This window comes from Paenarthrobacter ureafaciens, assembly GCF_004028095.1.
GTDB lineage: Bacteria > Actinomycetota > Actinomycetes > Actinomycetales > Micrococcaceae > Arthrobacter > Arthrobacter ureafaciens.
On record NZ_SBHM01000007.1, the window covers coordinates 550,004 to 573,169 of the forward strand.

At 61.9% G+C, this 23,166-nt stretch carries 23 protein-coding genes; 3 read left to right on the top strand and 20 right to left on the bottom strand.

Annotated elements, in window-relative coordinates; translation table 11 throughout:
• Window positions 1-150: 150 nt before the first annotated feature.
• From AUR_RS06710 to AUR_RS06755, 13 genes are all read right to left on the bottom strand, one after another.
• Window positions 151-846, bottom strand: a complete 696-nt coding sequence (locus AUR_RS06710) for a hypothetical protein (protein ID WP_062097991.1) — start codon at window positions 844-846, stop codon at window positions 151-153.
• Complete coding sequence (locus tag AUR_RS06715) at window positions 847-1,569, bottom strand: hypothetical protein (protein WP_062097993.1); 723 nt, start codon at window positions 1,567-1,569, stop codon at window positions 847-849. It abuts the gene before it with no gap.
• The gene (locus AUR_RS06720; RefSeq protein ID WP_062097995.1) at window positions 1,569-2,279 is read right to left on the bottom strand and encodes an ABC transporter ATP-binding protein; all 711 of its coding nucleotides are present in this window, start codon (window positions 2,277-2,279) and stop codon (window positions 1,569-1,571) included. The genes AUR_RS06715 and AUR_RS06720 overlap by 1 nt, the downstream gene beginning before the upstream one ends.
• Entirely contained in the window at window positions 2,276-3,928 is a 1,653-nt protein-coding gene (mpaP, locus tag AUR_RS06725; RefSeq protein ID WP_062097997.1) for a daptide biosynthesis intramembrane metalloprotease, read from the bottom strand. The genes AUR_RS06720 and mpaP overlap by 4 nt, the downstream gene beginning before the upstream one ends.
• Entirely contained in the window at window positions 3,925-5,133 is a 1,209-nt protein-coding gene (locus AUR_RS06730) for a YcaO-like family protein (protein WP_128397239.1), read from the bottom strand. The genes mpaP and AUR_RS06730 overlap by 4 nt, the downstream gene beginning before the upstream one ends.
• Window positions 5,121-5,939 carry a daptide-type RiPP biosynthesis methyltransferase gene (mpaM, locus tag AUR_RS06735; RefSeq protein WP_062098001.1) on the bottom strand — a complete coding sequence of 273 codons (819 nt, stop codon included), beginning with the start codon at window positions 5,937-5,939 and terminating at the stop codon, window positions 5,121-5,123. The genes AUR_RS06730 and mpaM overlap by 13 nt, the downstream gene beginning before the upstream one ends.
• Before the next feature lie 81 nt (window positions 5,940-6,020).
• The gene (locus AUR_RS20705) at window positions 6,021-6,146 is read right to left on the bottom strand and encodes a daptide-type RiPP (protein ID WP_021473490.1); all 126 of its coding nucleotides are present in this window, start codon (window positions 6,144-6,146) and stop codon (window positions 6,021-6,023) included.
• A gap of 45 nt (window positions 6,147-6,191) precedes the next feature.
• Window positions 6,192-6,317, bottom strand: a complete 126-nt coding sequence (locus tag AUR_RS20710; RefSeq protein ID WP_021473491.1) for a daptide-type RiPP — start codon at window positions 6,315-6,317, stop codon at window positions 6,192-6,194.
• 53 nt (window positions 6,318-6,370) lie between these two features.
• Window positions 6,371-6,511 carry a hypothetical protein gene (locus AUR_RS20260; protein ID WP_021473492.1) on the bottom strand — a complete coding sequence of 47 codons (141 nt, stop codon included), beginning with the start codon at window positions 6,509-6,511 and terminating at the stop codon, window positions 6,371-6,373.
• Window positions 6,512-6,585: 74 nt separating this feature from the next.
• The gene (gene mpaC / locus AUR_RS06740; RefSeq protein WP_241650878.1) at window positions 6,586-7,689 is read right to left on the bottom strand and encodes a daptide-type RiPP biosynthesis dehydogenase; all 1,104 of its coding nucleotides are present in this window, start codon (window positions 7,687-7,689) and stop codon (window positions 6,586-6,588) included.
• Between the two features lie 47 nt (window positions 7,690-7,736).
• On the bottom strand, window positions 7,737-9,002 hold the full coding sequence (gene mpaD / locus AUR_RS06745; RefSeq protein ID WP_128397091.1) for a daptide-type RiPP biosynthesis aminotransferase: 1,266 nt from the start codon (window positions 9,000-9,002) through the stop codon (window positions 7,737-7,739).
• Entirely contained in the window at window positions 9,002-10,030 is a 1,029-nt protein-coding gene (mpaB, locus tag AUR_RS06750; protein WP_241650879.1) for a daptide biosynthesis RiPP recognition protein, read from the bottom strand. Before mpaB ends, mpaD begins: the two co-directional genes overlap by 1 nt.
• A 174-nt stretch (window positions 10,031-10,204) precedes the next feature.
• Complete coding sequence (locus tag AUR_RS06755) at window positions 10,205-10,717, bottom strand: hypothetical protein (protein ID WP_062098004.1); 513 nt, start codon at window positions 10,715-10,717, stop codon at window positions 10,205-10,207.
• Between the two features lie 336 nt (window positions 10,718-11,053).
• On the opposite strand from AUR_RS06755, the gene AUR_RS06760 reads away from it, so the two are divergent.
• Entirely contained in the window at window positions 11,054-12,214 is a 1,161-nt protein-coding gene (locus AUR_RS06760) for a S1 family peptidase (RefSeq protein ID WP_062098006.1), read from the top strand.
• Between the two features lie 47 nt (window positions 12,215-12,261).
• Here AUR_RS06760 and AUR_RS06765 read toward each other — a convergent pair whose 3' ends face one another.
• The 7 genes from AUR_RS06765 to AUR_RS06795 all read right to left on the bottom strand — a co-directional run bounded on the left by AUR_RS06765 (window position 12,262) and on the right by AUR_RS06795 (window position 19,772).
• Complete coding sequence (locus AUR_RS06765; RefSeq protein WP_062098008.1) at window positions 12,262-13,458, bottom strand: Gfo/Idh/MocA family protein; 1,197 nt, start codon at window positions 13,456-13,458, stop codon at window positions 12,262-12,264.
• A 33-nt stretch (window positions 13,459-13,491) separates the two neighbouring features.
• Window positions 13,492-14,238 (bottom strand): ThuA domain-containing protein, encoded by a 747-nt coding sequence (locus tag AUR_RS06770; RefSeq protein ID WP_062098010.1) that lies wholly within the window; start codon window positions 14,236-14,238, stop codon window positions 13,492-13,494.
• 1 nt (window position 14,239) lies between these two features.
• Entirely contained in the window at window positions 14,240-15,343 is a 1,104-nt protein-coding gene (locus tag AUR_RS06775; protein WP_062098012.1) for a Gfo/Idh/MocA family protein, read from the bottom strand.
• A 72-nt stretch (window positions 15,344-15,415) separates the two neighbouring features.
• Complete coding sequence (locus AUR_RS06780) at window positions 15,416-16,315, bottom strand: carbohydrate ABC transporter permease (protein ID WP_021473502.1); 900 nt, start codon at window positions 16,313-16,315, stop codon at window positions 15,416-15,418.
• On the bottom strand, window positions 16,312-17,271 hold the full coding sequence (locus tag AUR_RS06785) for a carbohydrate ABC transporter permease (RefSeq protein WP_062098014.1): 960 nt from the start codon (window positions 17,269-17,271) through the stop codon (window positions 16,312-16,314). Before AUR_RS06785 ends, AUR_RS06780 begins: the two co-directional genes overlap by 4 nt.
• A 2-nt stretch (window positions 17,272-17,273) precedes the next feature.
• A complete protein-coding gene (locus AUR_RS06790) occupies window positions 17,274-18,578 on the bottom strand; it encodes an ABC transporter substrate-binding protein (RefSeq protein WP_062099350.1) in 1,305 nt (434 codons plus the stop codon).
• A 198-nt stretch (window positions 18,579-18,776) separates the two neighbouring features.
• Window positions 18,777-19,772 (bottom strand): LacI family DNA-binding transcriptional regulator, encoded by a 996-nt coding sequence (locus AUR_RS06795; protein ID WP_062098016.1) that lies wholly within the window; start codon window positions 19,770-19,772, stop codon window positions 18,777-18,779.
• 294 nt (window positions 19,773-20,066) lie between these two features.
• On the opposite strand from AUR_RS06795, the gene AUR_RS06800 reads away from it, so the two are divergent.
• Window positions 20,067-21,650 (top strand): RNA-directed DNA polymerase, encoded by a 1,584-nt coding sequence (locus AUR_RS06800; RefSeq protein ID WP_062098018.1) that lies wholly within the window; start codon window positions 20,067-20,069, stop codon window positions 21,648-21,650.
• A gap of 173 nt (window positions 21,651-21,823) precedes the next feature.
• Window positions 21,824-22,249: a hypothetical protein gene (locus tag AUR_RS06805; RefSeq protein WP_062098020.1), complete on the top strand. Its 426-nt coding sequence runs from the start codon at window positions 21,824-21,826 to the stop codon at window positions 22,247-22,249.
• Window positions 22,250-23,166 lie beyond the last annotated feature (917 nt).

Consider the following 23,166-nt stretch of genomic DNA (forward strand, 5'->3'; position numbering starts at 1 on the left):
CGTCAGTAACGGCCACACCGAGCCGCTTTGATTGGAGAAAAGGGCGTACACGGCATAAGCGCCCAAGAGTAGGGCAAGCATGAGCCAGACGAGTGATCTGTGATTCATGGTTCGTTCCTTTCGCGGCTTAGGTCCAGCGGCAGAGGGGGTTTAGCGAAGGTCGCGGTGGGAGAAAACGGCCCCGGCGGAGCCGAGCAACAGCACCAGCCAGCACAGCGACCCCAGGAGCGGCATGGAGTTGATGCGTCCTTCTGCAACGCTGGTGGACCACTCCGATGTCAGCACCGGGAAGAAGAAGCCGGTGGTTAGCCCCGCACCAGAAAGGAACTCGGGGAGGGCAAGCGTCAACGGCACCACGAAGAATGCCACCAGATGGTTACGGACAAGGGATCCGACGGCAAAGCCCCACATGGAACCCACAGCAGCGACGCCCGCAAACGCCCCGGCCGCAAAGAAGTTGGTTGGGTGTCCGCCGACCGGGAGCATGATGAGCACCAGCACTGTTCCCACTGCGCCGCCCGCGAGCATCGATGCAAGAAATGTGGAAGCTGCCCGGGATGCAAAGATCGGTGCTCGGCTGAACAGGAGGACCCTCCGGTGCAAGGAGCCACGACGGAAGTCGACCGTAAAGGCGAAGGATCCCAGCACCGCCCCGACCGTGAGCATCACCGACAGCGCCGGTCCCAGAAGGGCAGCGCCCAGCTGACCGACACGTACCTCATGTGCCAAGCTGGAAACGATGGGTATGGCAATCAGGCCAACCGCAATGAGTGCAGCGATACCCGCGCCCCGCCACAGCCAGGGTCTGCTGAGCTCAGCGGACAAGACGGATCCCGGAGGAAACACTCAGAGCTCCTTCCGGCCGAGTACCAACACCGCGCCAATGCCCGAAAGGGCAATCCACGCCAGGAAGACCAAGGACGCTTGAATGGGCGGCAATAAGCCCTCGAACGGCACCGAGCTGATCCCGGCCAAGGCACCGGAAGGAAGCCAGCGGGCCACCTCGGTGGAATTTGCCAGCAGGGGTAATTCCACGGCTAACGGGACCAACATCGCCGCTACCGTGGTGGCGTAGTAGTGACGGATGATCCAGCCAAGCGAACAACCCCATACCCCACCGAGTACCGAGGCAAGCAGGACGCCCGGAAGAAACCGCCAGGCATCGGGAACCAGCACTCCTGCCCGGGCTTCGGGTATGGACCACAGCATCAGGCTCGCTGCCCACAGTCCAGTCCCCGCCAAGGCAACGATCAGTGCCACAGCAACGGCAGCAGCGTACTTGATCAGCACCAGCCGGGTCAGGCCGCACATCACCACACTGCGCTTGAGTGTTCCGTAATAGGCCTCCCGTGACACTACGTAGCTACCCGCGAATACACTCACAATTGCCATGGTTGCCGCCAAAGCCCAGAAGATCCTGGCGTTCTCGACGGCGGTCAGGCCACCGGCGGTCCTCGGCCAGCCGAGGAAGTTGCTGACGAACCACGGAATAAGGATGCTGAAACCTAGTACGCCCAGAAAAGAATAGCCACTGAAAAACCTCAACAACTCCGAACGCAGCATGCCCATCACGGCGCACCCTCCAGGATCCTGAAGTAGGCAGCCTCAAGGCTTCCGTTCCCCACACGTTTTGCCTCGTCGAGAGATCCCTGAAACAACATCCGCCGTTTCAGGACTACTACCTCGTCGGCAACCTGCTCCAGCTCCAGCAGCTGATGGCTTGAGACAAGGACGCTCCCACCAGTGGAAGCAAAGTCCCTGAGGAAGCCTCGCAGCCAGTGGATACCTTCGGGGTCCAATCCGTTAGCCGGTTCGTCCAAAACCAAGAGTTCCGGGTTGCCAATCAATGCCGAAGCGATCCCCAGCCGCTGCTTCATGCCCAGTGAGTAGTCCTTGACCTTCCTGTTGGCCTGCGCCGTCAGGTCCACTTGGGCAAGGACGCGTTCCACATCCACCTTGCCCACCCCGGCGGCCATCTGGCAGATACGGAGGTGGCGCCGGCCGGTCAGTCCGTCCTCCACGTCCATCCCATCTAGATTGACGCCAACCCTGCGGGCTGGCCTGTTCAGTGAGCGATAGTCGGTGCCGAACACCCTCGCATGGCCGGACGTCGGATCCAGCAGCCCCGTAAGTCCTGCGAGCGCAGTGCTCTTCCCAGCACCATTGGGGCCGATCAGCCCCACAACACGGCCAGCAGGAACATCAAAGGTAAGGTCCTCGACGGCAAGCTGCGTTCCACGCCATTTGGTGAATCCGTGAAAACTCGCATGAATGGTCATCTGTTTTCCTTTCCCGCGTTTTCCGGCCACAGGGGAGATGACGTCACTGCAGTCCAGAGGCACTCCCCCAGGGTGGTTCGGACGTTGCTGGTCACCTCTGCGCGACCATGGGCGGGCAGGTCAACATGCGCAGCCCGGATGTCGGCGTCGTAGGCAATGACTGGAACGGTTATGCCCGGCAGGGTCACCGGCGCAATGCTCTCCAGTGGGGCGTTGGCTTCCGACGGCGGCACGGAACCTATAGTGGCCAGCCCCAGTTCTGTGTGGACTACTGTTCCTTGCGTCTGCAGGCTGACCCTGTCCCCTGCGTCGATCGACGGCAACTTCGAGTCCTTGGGAAAAACGATGCTCAACTGCCCTGCTTCCAACGAATATCCTGCTGCTTGTACAGATGACACCGGGACGGTGGCGAGCACGGCCGACGTCAAACCAGCGCCAAGAAGCAAGGCCAAGGTCCGACGCCAAAGGGTGCTGCCATTCGCGGCGGCAGTGCGGAAGAACCGAACGATGCCTTTGACCGTCAGTACCGCCAGGAGCCCGATCAGCAAGGCCACCGTCGCATGACCCGCCATTCCGATCTGCAGGAAGACCGGAACAAGGCGTTGGCAACCGACCACCACAAAGCAGATTCCAGCGGCGAAACTGGCTAGTCCGAAGAGCGCGAGGAAGCCGGAGCGCGGCACCTGCACGGTGGTGCCAAGAGCGTAGCGACCAACAACTTCCTCGGCAGCAGCCAGAGACTTACGACGCAGGTGGGGTATGTCCAACGCAGACATTAGGGCCACGTATCCGTCCAGTTTGATGAACGGGAAGAGGTTCAGAAGGGCGACCGTGTAACAAAGCACTCCGTAGAGGAGCAGGCCATCCTTGAGCGGAGAAGTTGCCATGAAGGCCTGGCCACACAGCGCCAAGCTACCCAATCCAACGTGAACCAAAGGACCGGCCAGGGCCACCATCACGCGTTGTTTCCTGGAGGCGAGCCGCCAGCCATCGGTGACATCGCAGAAGAACGCCGGAGACAGGTAGAACAGCATGATGCCGATGCGTCGGGGTTTGCCCCCAAAGTAGGACAGCGCCAAGCCGTGGCCAAGCTCATGGAGCAGGGTTGAGGCAAACATTGCTGCCGCCACGCCAAGGTAGGTTGGCAAAGGGAGCGGAGACGAGAAGAGCCTCACGATTTCCGGCCCGGCTGAGCTCACGACGAGGAGTCCTCCCAGAAGGGCTATGGCCAGCAGCGCCAACGACCCCCTGCGGAGCAGGAACGTCACAACGGGATGGAGGGCAAGGAGCACGCTGCTTGGATCGAACAGCGTCAGTTGAACTGTCAGAGGGGCACGGAACTGGACTCTTCGCGGTGCGTTTCTCCGTGATCCGGCGTCGAAAATTCCGGTCGGCGCAACTCGCTCCACCACGCTTCCCACATCAGACGCAGTCCAGGGAGCACCCAACGTCAGTGCTATCTGACCGGCGTCCTTTTCACCGTCCAGTTCCTTGAGCACGGACGCCACGTCCTGCGAGATCCGTGCCCTCGGCACTCCGTCGAGGGCCACGATCCATGGGCCGACGTCGTCTGCTGGTGGCTCAATGGAAGCATGGGACGCCAGCCGAACCGGCCACTGCGGCTCGGCGCGATTCCTTGTGCCCTTCATATCAGCGGATGGGGCATGGTTTGCGAGCGGACAATACCTGGCCGGTGTGGGGCCAAACTTTTGGTTTCGTCCATGGACAGTTGCACGGCGCCGGGACACACCACTTTGCCCGTATGCCAGCCGTGGTTCCTGATGGCGGCGGGCAGCCTATGGGTCAGGTCCACCCATTGAGGGCTGATGTTCCGGCCGGCAAAGTACGCCGCCAGGTGGTTAACCCCCGGTACGTCGAACCCCTCAGGAATCGGAGTCGGCGGAAAGGAACGGACCCATTCCTCCAGCCGTGCAACGGCTGAAGCGGTATTCCAAAAGTCCGCACGCGAGGCGTCATCGGTGACCGAACCGCCGGCGTCAGATGAAGGGCGTCTCGACAGGAACAGCTCCCGTATCTGCAATCCCTCCTGCATGGCTCCCAGCAGCGCTGAACCTGGACCGGCGGCCGCTTTAAGTCCCACGGCGCCGAAGGGAGCTGATTCGTTTGCGCCGGTAATAAAGCAGGCAGCCACTACCAGGGGCGCTGCGGTCGGGACAAGGGCCAGGGTGAACACCACGCCCTGGGCCAACGCTGCTTCCGTCAACATAGCGAGACTCCTGGCCGTGGGTGATGCCGGCAGGCTGCGGATGTCTATCTTTTGGAGGGGCGCCCCGGAGTACCAGGAAGTCAGGAACGCATCCCGCTCAATGACCTCCGCCAGGCCGGATGCCTGGGCGAAGGACTGGGAAGGCCCCGAAGCAGCACCGTTGGGCGAGGGGTCAAACAACCGGTCCCATTCGGAGACCGTGGAAGCGCCGGGGCAATAATCAACAACCGGACCCGGAACCCGGGACTCTCCCCCGGTGAGCAGATTCGTAGCGCGGTACCAAGGAAGATCACAGGCAAGCGCTGAAGCGCGGCCCAGCCCTCCGGTAACAAAGTCGATCCGCCGCCCAACGTCGTTCTGCACGTGCAGATGATCGGCATCGGCTGACGCAGGCACCAACGCGTAACGCTCCACGGCCTCGCCGGCGCCCCTCATCAGCGACCGCCGTCGGCTGACATCGAAAGCCCCGACGGCGGAGGCGAACCCTTGTTCGGTGATCTCGCCGTTGGCGAGCATCGCCACGGTCCGCCAGAGTCCGACGTCGTTGGGCGGGTACACCGTGGACTCGGAGACCAGCCCCAGCGCGGGGTCGAGGGTCAGTATGGGGTCCAGGTTCACAGTCCACACACCCAAAGCTCGATGTCTTTCAACGCGGGATTCGGGTTGGCGATGCGGACGGGCCTGCGTTCAAGGACCTTCAGGCCCTCACCCAGGATTTCTTCCTCGATCAACGCGTTGCTGACAAAGGCGACGTCGCTTGCGTACGCGGATGACCGATAGGTCCCGCCTTCGTTGAAGCGAACATGAATCATGGTCACGCGGCGGGAGCCGTTGACGGCGTCCCTGCTTTCTGCGGTGATCAGGAAGGCGTCCTCCCCCAGGGCCGAAACTGTTGGTTCGCCGTCGTAGTGTGCCGCGCCTTGGTGACTGTCCGCGTTGAGGACTGTGAGCAGGAAACGGCCACCGGGACTCATCGCGGTGCGGACCGCCCGGAATAATTGTCTGCGTTCTTCCCTGTCCAGGAGAGTCACGGAACTGGCACCGAGCACGACGCAACCGTAACCGCCGTCGAACTCCAACCGGGACATGTCACCGTTCAGCAGTTCCACCTCCGCCTGCCGCGGGTTGAAGGCCATGGTACGGATTTTCGCGCGGAGCATCTCCAGCATCTCCGGAGAGGAGTCGACGGCGGTGACCGGACGTCCCAGCGGCAACAGGGCACGCGTGATGCGCCCTGATCCGGCCGCCAGTTCCAGAATGGGGCCCGTGGTCCTGCGTGCGGCGGCTTGGATTTCAGGCAGTTCCGTGAGGTCGTTCTCGGTGATCTGGTCATAGAGGCGCGAGCCGGAGACGCTGTAAAGGTCCTCAGGCGGGTCCATATGTCCAAGGATGCGAAGGATGGCGTCTGCGGTTTTGTCAGGAGCGGGGTTCATCAGAGTGTCCTTGGGCAGGTGGTGGGAGCGCACGCGGGCAGTCGAGGAAGGAAACCACCCGCGTGCGCGGCTTGGGGGTGGCTAGGTCGTCGCGATTGCGACGACGACGCCGGCGATGATGATCACGTCACCAACGCGCATGTACCAGGGGGTTTCATCCGGGGTGTCGAGGTTCTCGAGTTCTTCGACCTGGAGTTGAAGTGTCATGCCTGCCTCCTTTCTGTTGCTTGCGGCTAATGAAGTCGCCATTGGCTAGGTGATGCCGACGGCGATGAGTCCCAGGGCCACTCCCTGGGATACGCCGATAAACCAGTTGTTGAAGTCAGGGGTGTCCAAGGCCTCAAGCTCTTGGATGGAAAGATTGAGTTGCTTCTGCATGTTCACCTCCTTCTGTGCTTGTTGGACGGGGTGCCAGCTGAGTTGACGGGATCTCAGGTGATGCCGACGGTGATGGTGATGATGGCCAGGCCAACGGTGATGCCGTGGATCCTTTCGCTCCAGTCATCCGGTACAGCGATGGTTTCCAGCTCCTGAATCCCAAGATCCAAGGGCCTGTGTGCAGTGCTGATCATGTAGTCACCTCCTTTCCCTTGCCGGTGGGTAATGCCTTACCGCAGGTGCCGAGCGGTAAGCAGTGGGGCGCGGCTCAGGTGAGAGCTGCGCGCAGGACGTGTTGGATTTGGACCGCGCCAATGCCGCGAAGCATGGGGAGCACTCCGCCCCAGTTACGGACGGCGGCAGTGGAGGCATCCTTGATGGTTCCTTCGCTGCAGCCGCTCAACCTCGGGATGTCCCACTGGTGAATGAGTTCGGCAATACCTTTGGAGGGACGCACGTCGAAGGCTTCTTCGCTGTTTGCCGCCGACCAAAGCCTGCGAAGCCGGTCGGCGTCACCCCACGGGAAATTGCCCCGCTCGATTTCCTCCCAGATGGGCGCAATCAGTGGCGCGGTTGCAGCCATCTTCCGGGCGCCGGTCAGGTAGGCCAGTTCGTTGGCCACGTACCAATGCTTGGCGCCGTATGGGTTGCGTCCCGTCAACGACCAGCCGGTGTGGGTTTCCATACTCAGCCGGGCAACAAGCAGGCGATTCTCGGGCGAGTCCTCTTTCCTCAAGTGCTCTCCCAAGCGAACGATCCGCGCCAGGAGGTGGTGGCCGTCGTCGTCGAACATGCTGGCCGCGCTCCCCGCCATGGTTCCGGCCACACGCATGAAGGCTTCCAGCAGTCCTTCCAGTACCAGGCTCCGCGGCAGGGTGGCGAGGTGGCCGGCGTCGAGCACTGCTACGTCTCCGGCCAACTGGGGTGACGCCAGCAGGCGCCGCCCGACGGCGGTATCCAGACACGCAACCGCACTGACTTCCGCGCCGGTCCCCACTGTGGACGGGAGGAGAACGGTTTTGGGTCGTTTGCCTGTGTAGGGAACAGGCGGCAGTACCAAGAGTCCGGAGCGCTTCGCGTGGCGTTCCACGAAGATTGCCAGGCTTGGATCGGCGGAGAACATAGCGGCGAGCTTGACCGCGTCCAGGATCGATCCCCCGCCCAGCGCCACCACCGTGTCCAGCCGGTGTTCCTGGATGAACCCCACTACCTCACGCAGCGTCCCTACACTGACGGGAACTGCATCCAGTGCCAGGCCGGCCACTCCCCGGAGGTCACCGTCCAACAGCGTGCTTTGATGCGCGACGAGGGCTGCGTCGATCACAAGCCCCACGCGTCCGCGGGTCAGTGAACCCACGTATTTAGGGCTCATTCCGGACGCCAAAATGACGCAACGCGTTTTCCACGTTCTGTCCGCGATCATGCGAAGACCCCGTCCCTGCGAGCTGCACGGATTCCTTGCGCGATTGCAGTGTGGAGCTCCTGGAAGTCCTCCTCCATATAGGTCAGGGCAGGGAGGAGCTGGATGCGTCCGGGGCCAGGCTGCACAATGGCACCAGCGCCATGAATGCGATTCACGACGGCGAGCGTCGCCCGTGCGTGGAGCGGCACCCCGTTGTCCGAGTACAGCTTGAGGCCCCGCATGCATCCACGGCCGGTTGATTCGCCAACTCCGTCGATGCTTTGAAGGTCTCGAATCAGTTCATAGAGCCCCACACTGACGTTGCGTGTGAGCCTTTCATGGCCCACCCGTGCCATTTCCCCAATCGTGGCAAGAATCGCTGCGCAGGCGGCAGGTGTGCCGGCTTGGGTTTCACCGTGGACGAAGACCGCTCCGGTGTGGTCAAACGTCTCCGTGACTTTGGTGCCCACCAGGAGTGCAGCACAGGCACTGGTCCCGTTGGTGAGGCCTTTTGATGTGACGATGACATCCGGCGCTTCCGGCCATTCGTCCGTAACGAACCAGGAGTGTATCCGGCCGAAACCCGTCGCTACCTCGTCGGCCACCAGCAGGAAGCCCCGTTCCTCCCTGTGTGCAAGGAGGGCCGTGATGAAGTCTGCGGGTACGGCCTCGGCTCCGGAGCCAAGCACAGGTTCCACTACAACGGCTGCCACGCGGTGGCCCTCCCGACGCATCAGGTTCTCCAGCTCGGCTCCGCCGTCATCAAACCTGACGTGCCGGATGTTGCGGGTGTCCACACCATAGAGGGGCTGCCCGAGATCGTCCCCGCTGAGGCTCTGGCTGCCATACGTCAGACCGTGGTAGCTGCCCCGCAAGCCGACAATCAGTTTCCGCTCGGGTTCACCGATCACTATGCAGTACTGCCTGGCCAGCTTCATGACGGCATCGTTGGCGGCACTTCCGGAGGTTGAGAAAATGACTTTCCCAAAGGGGTGTGCCGGAAGCTGCAGCAGTGCTTCGGCGGCCTCAATGGCGTGGGTGTGTGCGCTGCGGAACAGCGGCAGGTAGGACGCACTCTCCAGTGCTGCGGCCACTGCTTTGGCGATCGCCCGGTTTCCAAATCCCAGGTTGGCGTTCCAGAGCCCGCTTTTCGCGCAAAGCCGGCGTTGGCCGTCCCTAAAGGTGACGTGAACGCCGTCGGCGGCTACTGCCGTATGGGTGTCAGGATTGAAGTCCCGCTGCTCCACCAAGGGCACCCAGAGGGGAAGGCTTGTTCGGGTCATCAGTGGCCGCCCAGGAGATCGATTCCGAGGTGGCCCAGCTGCTCCACGACGGCTTCCGCCGATGATTTCGCGAGCTCCGGCGATATGCCCATGGAGACTGCGGCGACGCCTGCGGCAGCCTCCACGCCCCTCAGGTTGGAGATGGCTTCAATGAGGACGGCAGCGTCCCGGCCGATGGTGAAGACCCTCCCGGCGGTGGTATCAAGAAGCTTGTATTCCCCCTCCCGTTCCAGGATGAAAGGAGCATTGGGCAGCGGAAGGCCGTGGCTGTCGGGGGCACCGTACAGACTCAACCCGAAGCCCACCAGGCGGGTGCCAGCGCGTTGCTCTGGACCGATGAACTTCCACGCATCCAGTGCGGCCAAATAGCGCGGAACCCATGGTCTGTTGTTGAGGGCCGCCACGACCTCAGGGGCGTGGGTCAGGGAGGCTATCGAGGACTCGGGCTTGAGCGGCATCGCTCTGGCCCGGATGTCCTGCAGTTCATCGCCGACCCAGCCGATCACGGTTCCACTGGGCCCGTTGAGGATGGTCCCGTTGGCGGTGATGTGGATCCTGGCCAGCGTCGAGTCTGCGTTTCCGTGCCCGGCAAGCAGGGCACGCTCAGACAGTACCGCGTTGACTTCGCTGAGTTGGCGGACAAAGTGGCCGGAGCTGCGGGCTTCATCGGCGTCGTCGAAGAACGACTGCCAGTCATCCTGGCCTGCGAAGCGAATGACTGTAGGACCCACAAGGCTGATGAACGGGACGGCCAGGTAGTCCTGAATTTCGATGCTCAGGGATCCGTCCACCAGGAGTTCTTCGCCTGACTCGTCATAACGGCCCTTGACGGTGACCAGGTCCGGATCGTCGGCGTCGCCATCAATCACCAGGACCACCGAGCCGTCCTCTGCGATCTCCTTCGCATAGGAAGAATGCCCCGCGTTTTCCACGAATACGGTGTGGCCCGGGATCCGTCCCGGAATGCCCGTAACCCATTGATCTACAGCCGCCGCGATGGCTTGTTGCTGACTCAGCGCCAATTCCAACCCCCAATAGTTGTCCATGTTCCGCTGGAGCGACCCGGACGGGCTCGGCTCGTTCCTGAGAAGGACACTATGGGCGTGGACGGGCTCCACGATCGGGCGGAACCAAATTAGGTGGTGGACGGGCCGATCTAGGTGGTGGAAGCGGGTGGTCTAGGTGGTGGGTTTTGGCCCGGTCTAGTGGCCGATCATCTCCAGGCAACCACCGTCCATGATGGGGCCACCGGTCGCCAACTCCGGTTCTCCGTCGTTCGGCATGAAACCGTAGATGCAGCCGCCGCTGCGGACCGCCGCACCAAACCTGACGCCCTTTCCGCCGTCGTCGGTCCGTATGTCCGTCAGGTCGATACTGGTCAGCGCCGCTTCGACGTCGTCGCCGGTGACGGGCCGGGGTACTGCCGCGAGCGCCTTTTTTGCGGGCTCGACGTGCTGGTTAAGCTGCGTCAGCATCTCAGGGGTGAGCTTCGGCCGCTGCCGGTACATCTCGTTGTGGGCCATGGCGGCGTCGCCGTCGTAGGCGATGCAATTGGCTTGCTGAGGCTCCGTGCCGGTGATCGGACAGGCTGCCGTTGGCGTAGGACTGCTGCTGCTTGGCGTGGTTGTGGCCGGCGCCTCGGCGCAACCCGCCAGAGCAGCAAGTACGACGGCGGCAATCGCCACAGCGGCGCGGTTCGGTTTTGTCTTCCCCATCCAAGGGACGATACGCGGCCACTAGGGGTTTATCCAATGAATTGTCTAATGCCTTGATGGCATCTAGGAAAACCGCGGCAGGGGCTCAGAGCGCCTGGCGGAGGTGGATGGGCCAGGTCGGATTTTGTGCAGAGTCGCTTTGCACAAACGCCTATGTGGTCGTCCAACGTGAACGGCCAACTGTGCAGCAGGTAAGCGGCCCTCCCGGGCAAGTAGTGGACCCGGGCAAAATCGAGTACCTCCGAGGCATGGTTCCTCCGGGAAGTCTCATCTACACTCCACATACGGGCTGGGGTGCACACAATTTCAGAGCATTCGAACATCAGGAAGCCCTCAATGAAAACACCCCGCACCTCCTGGAAAGCACAGAAAAAGCACACCGCTCCGCTGGCCCTCGCCGCCGCACTGTCGATCCCGCTGCTGGCAGCCGCACCGGCCACGGCGGAGGTCAACTCCGACACGATCGACAAATCCATTGTGTGGGTCGATACAGCGTGGTCGGCAACAGTGCAGGTTCCCTTCAAAGACGGAACCACGGAAACTTACAAGACCACGCTGGTCACTCTCTGCACCGGCTGGTTTGTCAGCACGACCGGGCACGTGGCCACGGCCGGGCATTGCGTCGACGCCGATGACGCCCTCTACACCAGCATTTACGCCAAAGTCATTGACGAGCAGGGCCTCACCGGGGTGAAACCCGAAAACGTCGACTGGCCCTTGTCACTGGCGGACCCTCTCATCAAGGTCGACCAGCCCTCGGGCATTGACGGTGGTCTGCTCAGCGGCAAAACGGCCATCACGGCCCAGCTCATCGCCAAGCAAGGCTTCGAGAAAGGCGACAACGCGCTGTTGCGGATTGCCGACATGAAGGATACCCCCGCGCTGGCGCTGGGTGCGGAGGCACCGAAAGTGCGCGAAAAAGTCACGTCCGTCGGATTCCCCGACCTCGTCGGTTCAACCTCGGACGTTGAACGGCAAAAGCCGTCCTACCGTTCCGGGGCTGTCAGCTCACGCAGCTACTCAACCCAGGGTGTTCCGCGCACGGAAATCGACACCGACATCACACCCGGTATGTCAGGCGGCCCCTCGGTGAACGAAGACGGGGAAGTCATCGGCATCAACTCCGCCTATGTTGCCCGCGGATCAGGGCAAGCGAACTACATCACCGACACCCAAACCCTCCGCGACTTCCTGACCTCCAACGGCGTCAAACTAGCCGAGGCCACAACCGCGTCCGCGACGCCGGCAGCCGCCGCCGATGCGCCCACCAGCACCACACAAGATGCGCCCGGGATCCCCCTGTGGCTGATCGCCATCGTCGCAGTGCTCGTTCTGGCCGTAGTCGGCATGGCCGTCCTGCTGATCATGAACATGCGCAAGCAACGCCAACCCGCAGCCTACGCCCAGGCACCGGCCGGCCCACCAGCAGCCATTCCACCCACACCGTGGATGCAGAACCCAAACCACCCCGACAACGGACCCGGCCGGGCCCCCTGACCAGCACGGCATTCCAGAAGGGACACCGAATGACCCTTTCGGTTCGGTCAAATCGAGAGTGATGGTGATGTGCAGCCAGACGGAACTCCCGTCACCACGCTCCTCCTCGCAGCCGATTCCTCCACTGCGGCCAGCACCCGCTGAACCTGCAGCCCGTCGTCGAACGACGGCGACGGCGCCTCACCATCCCGGATGGCACAGAGGAAGTCCCGGATCTGGTGGGTGAATGTGTGCTCCCAGCCAATGATGTGCCCTTGGGGCCACCACCCTTCGAGGTAGGGATGTTCCGGCTCATTCACCAGAATCCGGCGGAAACCCTGCTCGCGCACCGGAAGCGTGGCGTCCAGGAAGCCGAGCTCGTTCAGGTTCTCCAGATCGAAGGTCAAAGAACCCAAAGACCCGTAGATTTCGATCTTGAGCGAGTTCTTCTGTCCGGTAGCCACCCGTGACGCTTCCACCGATGCGCTGAGGGCGCCGGTAAGGCCCAAAGTGACCCACGCGGCGTCGTCCACCGTCACCTTCTCCATGCCGCCGGGGCCCGGGCGCTCGGGCACGAAAGTCCTCAACCGCCCGGTCACCTCGGTCACGGCCTGACCGGTCAGGTACTGGACCTGGTCGATCGCGTGGGAGGCGATATCCCCTAGGGCCCCGGAGCCGGCCGTCTCTTTCCGGAGCCGCCAGCTCATGGGAGTCTCGACGTCGGAAAGCCAGTCCTGCAGGTAAGCGGCACGGATGTGCCGCACGGTTCCGAGACGTCCTTCGGCGATCAACTCACGGGCCAAGGCGAGCGCGGGAACCCGGCGGTAGTTGAAACCGACCATCGACTGGACACCGCGGGCCTGAGCGGATGCTGCTGCGGTGGCCATCAGCTCGGCCTCATCCACAGTGTTGGCCAGCGGCTTCTCCACGAGCACGTGCTTACCCGCTTCCAGCGCGGCGATAGCGATCTCGGCGTGCATCCAACCCGGTGCGCAGATGTCCACGATGTCGATGTCGTCCCGGTCGATGACCGAGCGCCAATCAGTCGCCGACTCCGACCACCCATACTTCCCTGCCGCGAACGCAACCTGGACCGCGTCCCGGCCAACGAGCACTTTCTGTTCGAAGGCCGGGACCTCAAAGAAGCTGGCCACGTTCCGCCACGCATTGGAGTGGGCCTTGCCCATGAAGGCGTACCCGATGGCGGCCACGCCCAAGGGACGGCCAGTCACCAAGGGACGCCCGGCGGGAAGGGAGGTGCTCATGTTGCTGCTCCTTTGAAGTGAGTACGGAAAGGCCTAGGCCTCGAACCAGCCCCGGGCCGGGTTGGAAACCTCGGGCGCCTCGCGGAAGACACCAGGCTGGGCCACCCAACTGACGCCGTTGGCGATGACCTTCTGGATCTGCGGCTGGTGGTACACCGGGTATTCCTGATCGCCCGGGCTGAAGTAGAAGATCCGTCCCTTGCCCCGCGAGAACGTCACGCCGGAGCGGAACACCTCTCCCCCTTCGAACGAGCTGATGAAAATCAGGTCGTCTGGTTCCGGAATATCGAAGAGTTCTCCGTACATTTCCTGCTGGGGAATCAAGATCGGGCTTTCAATGCCGGCCGCGATCGGGTGCGACGGCTTGACCGTCCAAACGAGCTCCCGTTCGCCCTCGTTGCGCCACTTCAAAGAGCATGTGGTTCCCAACAAACGCGTGAAGATCTTCGAGAAGTGCCCGGAGTGAAGCACGATCAGGCCCATGCCACCGAGCACATGGCGTTGCACTCGTTCAACTACCTCGTCAGCAACCTGGTCGTGGGCAATGTGCCCCCACCACAGCAGCACGTCGGTCTGCTCCAGCACCTCTTCGGAGAGTCCGTGTTCGGGATCGGCGAGGGTTGCCGTTGAGATTTCCGAGTCGGGGTAGAAGCCGCGGAGTCCCGCCGCGATGGCGCCGTGGATTCCTTCCGGATACATTTCGCCGATGGTGGCGGGCTCGTTGCGCGCCTCGTGGACGCCTTCATTCCAGACAACTACCTTCAGTTTCTTGTCGTACATATCAGAGGCTCACTTCGCGTTGTTCCAGGGCGGACTTGTAGCAGGCATCGAGCACCAGCGCGCGGCTGAGGGCGAGGGAGCCGTCGTGGCTTCCCCACACCGTCTCGCCGCCGCGCACGGCAGCAACAAAATCTTCGACGACGGCCTGGTGGGCTCGCCCGGGTTCGGCCACTACCTCGAAGTCGGCGTTCTCGCCATCCTTCTCGGTGAAGATGTGCACATCTGCGACGGGGTTCTCGGAGGCGCCCACCGAGCGCAAGTCCGCTCCGCCGTCGGTCCCGTAAACCGTGAAGTCCATCAGGTCCCGCTCGTCACGGTACGCGGCCCAACCCGCTTCAAGAATCAACGTGCCGCCGCCTTCCAGACGAATGAACGCGGAGGCGAAGTCCTCCACCTCGAACTTGTGGCTGGAGTTCGACGCCGTATACCGCGCGTTGCCGCCGAGGCCACGCGGACCGAGCTCCGAATGCGTCGAGGCGGAAACCGCCAGGACCTTCGGCTCGCCCAACAGGTGCAGTGCGTAGTCAAGGACGTGGACGCCGATGTCAGCCAACGGACCGCCGCCGGCGAGCGCCGGGTTGGTGAACCAACTGCCGAGCATGGGAATTCCTTGGCGGCGCAGCCACGACGCTTTGGCGTAGTACGGGCGGCCCAGCGTCCCGTCGTCGATCACTTGCTTGAGCGCCTGGATGTCGCCGCGGCGGCGGTGGTTGAACGCAACGTCCAGGACGCGTCCCGCCTTGCGGGCGGCGTCCACCATTGCTTGACCTTCGACGGCGTTGCGTGCGATTGGCTTCTCGCTCAGCACGTGCAGTCCCCGCTCGAGCGAAGCGATGGCGATCGGCGCATGCAGGAAGGTGGGCACGGCGATGCTGACGGCGTCGAGGTCTTCGAGCTCGATCATGTCCTCCCACCGGGTGAGGGCGTGGGGGATGTTGTATTCGTCCTTCAGCTGGGCGAGGAGGTCGGCTTCCATCCCGGCGACGGCCACGATTTCGACGCCCTCAATGTTGTTGTATGCCTTGAGGTGCTGCTGGCCGGCCCAACCGATGCCCACAACTCCCACTTTGAGGGTTGCGGATGGGGCCTGCTGCTGAATGCTCACTGTTTTCCTGTTCTTTTCTGGGGTTTTGAGGAGTTTGTAGGTGGTTGCTGGATTCTGTGACACAGAAGTGGCCTAGCCTTTGACGGCCCCGGCGGTCATGCCGGAGACGATGCGCTTCTGGCACAGCAGCACGAGGATCACGAGCGGGACTGTGATGATCACTGACGCGGCGCTGATGGTGCCGAGTGGCTGGTCGAACTCGCTGGTGCCGCTGAAGAACGCGATCGCCACGGGGACCGGGCGGGATTCCGGCGAGGTGGTCAGCGTGACGGCGAGGAGGAATTCGTTCCAAACCGAGATGAACACGAGGATCGCTGTCGTCGCCAGGCCGGGGACCGCCAGGGGCAGGATGACCTTCCGGAACGCGACAAACGGCGTGGCACCGTCCATGTACGCGGATTCTTCGAGTTCGCGCGGGATCTCCTTGAAGAAGGACGTCAGCGTGTAGATCGCCAGCGGCAACGCGAACGTCAACTTCGGGATGATGAGGCCCAAGAGAGTGTCGTACAGGCCGATTTCGCGCCAGATGGAGAACATCGGAGCCGCGATCGCGATGGCCGGGAACGTGGTCACCGACAGGATGAGCGTCAGGATCATTCCCTTACGGCGCATCTTGAGCCGCGCCAGCGCATACGCAGCGAAGGACGCGAACACCAGCGCCACCGTTGTAGTGACGACGGCGATGATCACCGAGTTGCGCAGGGCCAGGAGGAACTCGGGGTTCTGGAAGACCACCAGGTAGTTCTCAAGGGTCGGCTGGCTCGGGAAGAGCTCGCCTTGGGACAGGCTCGCGCCCTTCTTAAGGGAGGTGTTCACCAGCCAATAGAACGGGATGAGCGAGAAGCCCATGACGGCCACCACGAACACCCACACCAAGGGGTGGAGTTTCGCTTCGCCCCTGAGCCGGCGCTTCGGCGACTTGGTCCCGGTGGCGGGTGCCGCCGTCGTGCGTTCTGCTGTCAGCGTGCTCATTGCTCCTCCTTCGCGACGTCGCGGATGTTGCCGCCGCCGAAGCGGATATAGATGACCGAGACCACCATGACGGTGAGGAAGGTCAGGATTGAGAGGGCCGAACCTTCGCCCACCAGCCGGTTTTCGCGGAGTTCGCCGTAGGCCAGCATGGACATTGATTCGGTGCCGTTGGCGCCGCGGGTCAGGACGAACGGCAGGTCGAAGACGCGGAGGGCGTCCATGGTGCGGAAGATCGCGGCGAGGACGATCGCCGGACGCAACAGCGGCAAGGTGATGTGGACGAAGGTCTGCCACTTGCTGGCGCCGTCGAGTTCGGCGGCCTCGTACGTTTCGGCGGAGATGACCTGCAGGCCGGCCAGGATGATGAGGGCCGCGAAAGGTGTGGTTTTCCAGACGTCGGCGAGCACGATGACGGCCATCGCGTAGCCGCGCTCACCCAGCCACACGACGTCGCCGCCGGGCAGACCAAGCGCGGAGAGGACGTTGGTGACCAGGCCGAGGTCGGGCTGGAACATCGTCTGCCACGTGATGGCGCTGACTACGGTGACGATCGCGTACGGCAGGAGGACCACCGTGCGCAGAAGCGCGCGGCCCTTGAACGCGAGGTTGAGCAATAGCGCCATGGCCGTCCCGAGGATCAGCTCCAAGGTGACCGAGAAGGCGGCGAAGGTGAAGGTCTGCCCAAACGCGGCCCACCACTCCTGGCTGGTCAGGGCGGCGATGTAATTATCCAGGCCGACGAACCGTGAGAGGCCTGCCGTGCGGACGCTGTATTGGTTCAGGGAGAGCCAGATTGCGTAGCCGATCGGGACCGCCGCCACGAGGGCCATGAGGATCAGCGACGGGGCGGTCATCCGGAAGGCGAGGCGGCGTTCGGCACGGTCGCGGGCGTTTGTTCTTGGTGCGTTGGAGGGCGCGCTTGGGGGCGCTCCCGGCACGATGGTTTTGGTGGCCATGTTTAGAAGCTCGCCTTGGCCGTGGTGATTTCGTCGGCCATCTTCTTCACGGCGTCCTCAGTGGACGCGGTGCCGGACAGCACGGCGTAGACGTTCTTGTAGATGGCCTGCGAGATCTGCGGGTAGACCGGGGAGATCGGGCGCGGCTTGGCACCCTTTACCGAGGCGAGGAGTTCGGTAGCGAACGGCATCTTCTGGAGCACCGCGGCGTCAGAGTAGGCAGCTTCGTTGACGGGGGCCTGCGAGTAGTCCATGGCCACGTGCTTCTGCCAGTCCGGGGTGGTGGCGAAATCGATGAACGCGACAGCTCCGGCCTGGTTGGTGGAGTGGGCCGAGATCGCCAGGTTCCAGCCGCCCAGCACACCGGAGGCCTTTCCGCCTTCCCATGCCGGCAGCGGTGCAACGCCGAAGCTGGACGCAAGCGGTGTCGCGTTGAGCAGGCGGTAGACGTGCGGCCAGTTGCGCTGGTATCCGAAGTCGCCGGACTCGTAGGCGAGTCGGGCGGGATCTTCGTTGTAGGTGAGGACGGCGCGGTCGGCTGAGCCGTTCTTGAGGCCGTCGCTCATGAAGTTGAGGACGTCGCGGGTTTCCTTGGAGTCGATTTTGACGTCGCCTTGGTCGTTGAGGACTTCGCCGCCTGCGCTGTAGAGCATTTCGAGGAAGTTCACCGTGAGGCCCTCGTACTGCTTGCCTTGGTATACGTAAGCGTTGCCGGGAGCCTTTGCGGCTTCCGCGTAGAGCTGCTGCCAGGACTCGGGCTTGGCCACCTTGTCCTTCAGGTAGTAGATCAATCCGGCGTTAGTGAAGAACGGCGAGGCCCAGTACTTGTCTTGGTACTTGGTGGTTTCCACAGTGGAGGGGATGAGCCGGTCCTTGTTGGCTTCCACCAGCTTGGTCTGGTCCAACAGCCAGCCTTGGGAGGCGAACTCGGAGGTCCAGATGACGTCCGTGAGGAAGAGGTCGCACTCAGTGGACTTGCCTTCGAGCCGCTGCACAATCTGCGTGCGGGCCTCGTCCGTGGTGGCGCCGATCTCGGTGTACTTGGCCGTGACCTTGCCGTTCGCCTTGGTGAAGGCTTCCGCTGTGCCCTTGTAAATGCCGCTCGCGTCCTTGACGCCGCAGATGTTCACGGCGCCGCTGGCATTAGCGCCCGACGCCGGATCGGCAGCTGCCGCTTGTTCCGCACCTTGGGGTGCTGCTCCCCCGCCGCAAGCGCTGAGGAGGAGGGCTGCGGCTATGGCGGTGGCGGCGAGGGTTTTTCGGTTTCGTTTGTTATGGAGCGGAGAGGCAGGTCGGTTCAAGTCCACGAGTGGCTCCTTTGGTCTGTGGGGATGGTGGTTCAGGTTGCTTTGGCTGTGTTGCGTCCTGAGCTTGGCTTCGTTGCCGGTGTTGCTTTGCTGGTCCTTTGGAATCGATTCCAAAAGTGCTCTTAGAAAACGGCCTTGCGGCCGTGGAATCGATTCCAAAGAAGTGTGACAGTCGCCACGCGGAGCTGTCAACCCTCGTTATTTTGTGGAGTCTCGGATGACGAGTTGATGCGGGAGGAAGGTCCTGCCCTTGCGGTGCGCGCCTTCGACAGTCATGCGTTCCAGGAGTTCCGCGAAGGCTACGCGGCCCATCTCGTATGCCGGCTGCCTGACCGTGGTCAGCTCCGGGACGCACATTTCTGCTTGGGCGGAGTCGTCAAAACCGGCAACGGCAACATCTTGTGGAACTCTCAGCCCGGCGTCGGTGAGCTCACGGACGCACCCGGCAGCGACCACGTCGGTCCCGCAGAAGATCGCATCCGGGAGGTCTTTGGTCTCCAGGAGTTTCTTGGTGAGCTCGCGGCCTGCATGGAAACCGAAGTTGCCTTCGCCGAGGAGGATTTGGCCCGGTTCCAGGTCTTCCTCCGTGAGCGCTTGGCGGAAGCCTTGTTCCCTAAGCCGACCCGAGCGGGCACCCCTGTGGGCGAGCATCGCCAGCTTCTTGGCGCCGGTGTCGATGAGGTGTTTGGTGATGTCGTAGGCTGCTTGGCGGTCATCGATGGACACCCCGAATGCTGCCTCGGCGTCGACGATTTCGCACACTTGGATGACACTTAGTTGCTCGGCGACCGTGTTGACGTCTTCGTCGGGCATCGTTGGCGAGAAGATCACAAGGCCATCCACCGAGCCGTTCCGCAGCATGTCCACGAGTTGCTGTTCGCGGTCGCGGTCCCCATCCGTGGCTGCGATGAGGCTGACGTAACCGTTGTCCGCGGCGGCGTCTCCTACGCCTCGGAAGACTTCGCTGATGACGAGGGAGTCGAGGTTCTTGGCCAGGGCGAGGACACGCATTGTGCGGTCTCTTCGGAGATCCCTTGCTGAGGCGAGCGGGCGGTAACTGAGCTCCTTGATAGCGGCGTTGACCTTTTCCTTGGCCGACGCACTGACCGCGGAGCTCCCGTTCAAGACGCGCGACACGGTCCCGACGGACACGCCAGCAGTCCTGGCGACGTCTTGCACTGTCGGCCGAGCCATTAGTTTGTCCTTCCGGGAGCAGTTCTGATGATCCTTGCCGCCACGTCACTGTCGCGCCCACCGGCGTTCCTCAGCTTAGCCTTATCCCTCAGGAGACTGGAGTCAGAGAAGCACCTAATGCTATGGACGCCCAAAGCTAAACCGCGGGTTTGTCGATGCGATTTTTCGCCTGTGGACAACCCAGGTTGTAGTCCGACAGCCGAAGTTATATTCCGAGCCGGTGCGGCGTCGATTTCGGCGTGGCTGGTTGAACCGATGCCATCAACACGCAGTGAATTAAGTCATGATGAGAGTGTGAATCTTGCCCCTGAGCTACTAAAGCGCCTCAACTTAGAGCGCGCCGTTGAACTGGAAATGACGATGTCGAACCGGCTGATGCCACGTCGTCCGGATCGCATTGCACTCGCGACCAAGGCGAATGAAGTTCGCGCACTGCTACGACCCAAGTACGCCAAAGGCCAGTTCGGCGATCTCGCGGATATCCTCTTTGTCGAAAAGAACCGAAGGGGCCGGCGCCCCATCAGCGAGATGACCCTGCGAGACAGGGTGCTGTTCCGTGCCCTGGTTGATCTGATTGCGGAGACTCTGCCGCCCCAACTCGTCACCAGAGTGCCGCACGAAGAGTTCAAGACGTCACTTCTGGCTGCGGATCAAGCACGATATATCAGCAAGACCGACGTCACCTCATATTACGAGTATGTCGATCACGATCGGCTAGCGGACGAACTAGAAGCCCAGACTGGCGAAGCACCTGCCATCGCTGCGTTGAAGGAACTCTTGTGGCGGATTATGGGGCGGCGCGTCGGCCTCCCGCAAGTCCATCGATCGAGCGACATCCTGGGCGATACGTATATCGACCCCGTGCGACGCCGGATGCGTCGTGCTGGATACCACGTAACGACCTACTCGGACGACTTTCGCATCGCATCGCCTTCACTTGCTCATGCCCGGCAGGCGCTCGAAACATGTGCCAGAGAGGTCCGCTCGCTCGGCCTAACCCTTAATGAAGCCAAGACTTTCACCTACACCGCCCCAAACTACGTGCTGTCACTGAACGCTTTCAGTGACGCCGAGAAGCAACTATTTGAGGAAGGCGATGGGCACGACGAGGACCTACGGCTCCTATTCCTGGACGGATACTCGGATGAGTCGGACGACGGCGCACCCGACGACGTGCCAAAGACTTTGGCCGCTTCGGCCGCTAAGCCTGTGCTTGAGGAAGACGCGCTATTCTCCTCGCCGCCGGACGAAGTAACGGTCGATAAGCCGGAGCAAACGCGAGCTGCCCAAAAAGCCTGGAAGATATGGGTGGAGGAAAAAGAGGGAAATTCTAAGCACTCAATCACCGAGGCTGCTATCACGGAGACTCTTCTTGGAAGGGCTCTTCCAATATTGGGCCGTTCGGGTATCACTGAACCCGTTGATTTCCTCTCACAACTCCTGCGTTTCGAACCTGCGCTGACTCCTCAGATCAGCACATACATAATAGAACTGGCGAGCACCGGTCCAGGCGCTAGAACTAAGCTCCGCCGAATCTTGGATCTTCTCTTCGAGGAACAGAGCTTTAGCGTTTGGCAGAAGATCTGGCTTGCTGAAGCAGCCGGAAGCATTCGGCCAGCTAAGACTGATTATCAACACTACGCATGGCTACAAGAGTGTGTGGCCGACCCAAATCCGGCGTTGGCAGCTACGGCGGCAGCGGCGCTTGGCCGGTTGCATCGCGGTGACGTCAGCAAGCTCACCGCCTCGCTGGACCAGGTCGGTCCGGCGTGGCGGTCGCTGGTACTTTGGGGAATCGCGCAGTCAGACCCTCAAGCGGCCCAATCGGTCGCCGAAGATCAAATCGAAAGACTCCTCTTGAAAACCCTCGAATCATGAGCCTACCAGCCGTCCTTGGATCTCGCGCGGAAGCGGCCTGTCGGCTACTCAATCAGACGTTGGGGATGCATCGACTGCAGACGCCAAGCCCTCAGCCCGCTAAAGCACCGGCCCGTCTAGCATCGCCTGCATTTGATGGTCTTCAAGTACAGCGCCAGGCGACTTTCCTACGAATGATCTCCATCACCGAAGCCTTCTGCGCGGATCGCTTGCTCGAGCTGGCTGAAGATGAGGTGTCGCCGGGAGGTAACGCAATTCGGACTCTTATCTGGGAGAAAGCATCGACGTCGGCTGTGAGCACTTGGTCGGGCATCCAGGATGCCTACAAGAACTGGTACGAAATCAAGCCGAGCTGGACCAGGGTCAATCAGCTCATCGAGGTGCGTAATGCTATAGCACACGGTCTGGGACAACTGACTCGAATTCAGCGCAACAAACGTGCGTCCACCACCACTAAGATCGCCCTGGCTAATATTGACCTCAATGGCGACAACATAGTTCTAGAAGAAGCCAACCTTGTGAATGTTAGGAATGCGTGCATAGCACTAATTTCTGAAATTGATGAACTTGTGCAGGCCAAAACCGGCGACATCACCTGACCGCTCGATTGGTCATGATGTCCAACGTGAGCCTGAGTCAAGCCTAGAAGGACATATGCGCCACCGATCAGGATGCTAGGGCCAGCTTCGTTGAACTGGGATTGAGGTAGCGGCCATGTCAAAATGGACATGGCCGATAGTGGTACACCTGCATAGGCCGTCGCGCGACCGAATCATCTACGGTTGAGGTTCAACAACAGCGCTGAATGGGCTGTCGAGCTAAACGTCAAGAACTGGCCCGGCTTAGGCAAAACATGTATACCTGCAAAGAGGCAGAATCTGTGGCAAGAGCATAGGCAATATGCTCGAGTTATGCGAAAGACATGGGAAGAAAATTGTCAGAGGGTATTACTGCCCGCATTGAATTCGACTTCGTATGTGAACGAGGGCATTCATCGGGGAGTACTACCTACACGCTGTGATGAACGAGATCATCTCAGCGAACTTTGACCCCGGCGCCCCCGTACCGCACGCGAGCTACCCTCACCCTGCGCCAGCAAGAGCAGGCAAACCCGCTCCAGGACGGAAGCGCGAGGTTGACTTTTTCATTCAGCCCCCAACTATCGGAGGACCCACTGCCTGTATCGAGGCGACGTGGGCGGGTCCCAGTCACTGCACGTGGACAAGTTCGTTCTGGACTTTTGCCGTCTCGCGTTGGTGCGGAACGCGTCTCCAACCACCGACTGTTTCTTTGTGCTCTCCGACCGCTCCCGAGAGGTCAACACGGTCGTCACCGCCTTGATGCACAAGATGCCACTCATGAAAAAACCTAGGAGGGAGATGATCCGCATACTTCAGATTCCAGCGGACAACCAAGTGTCTCGGCAGCGCTCATACCCTCTGACGGACTGGGCGAACCGCTCTGTAGTTCCGACGTCCGTCCAAACATCTCTGCCAACGACCCCAGCGAAGATTCG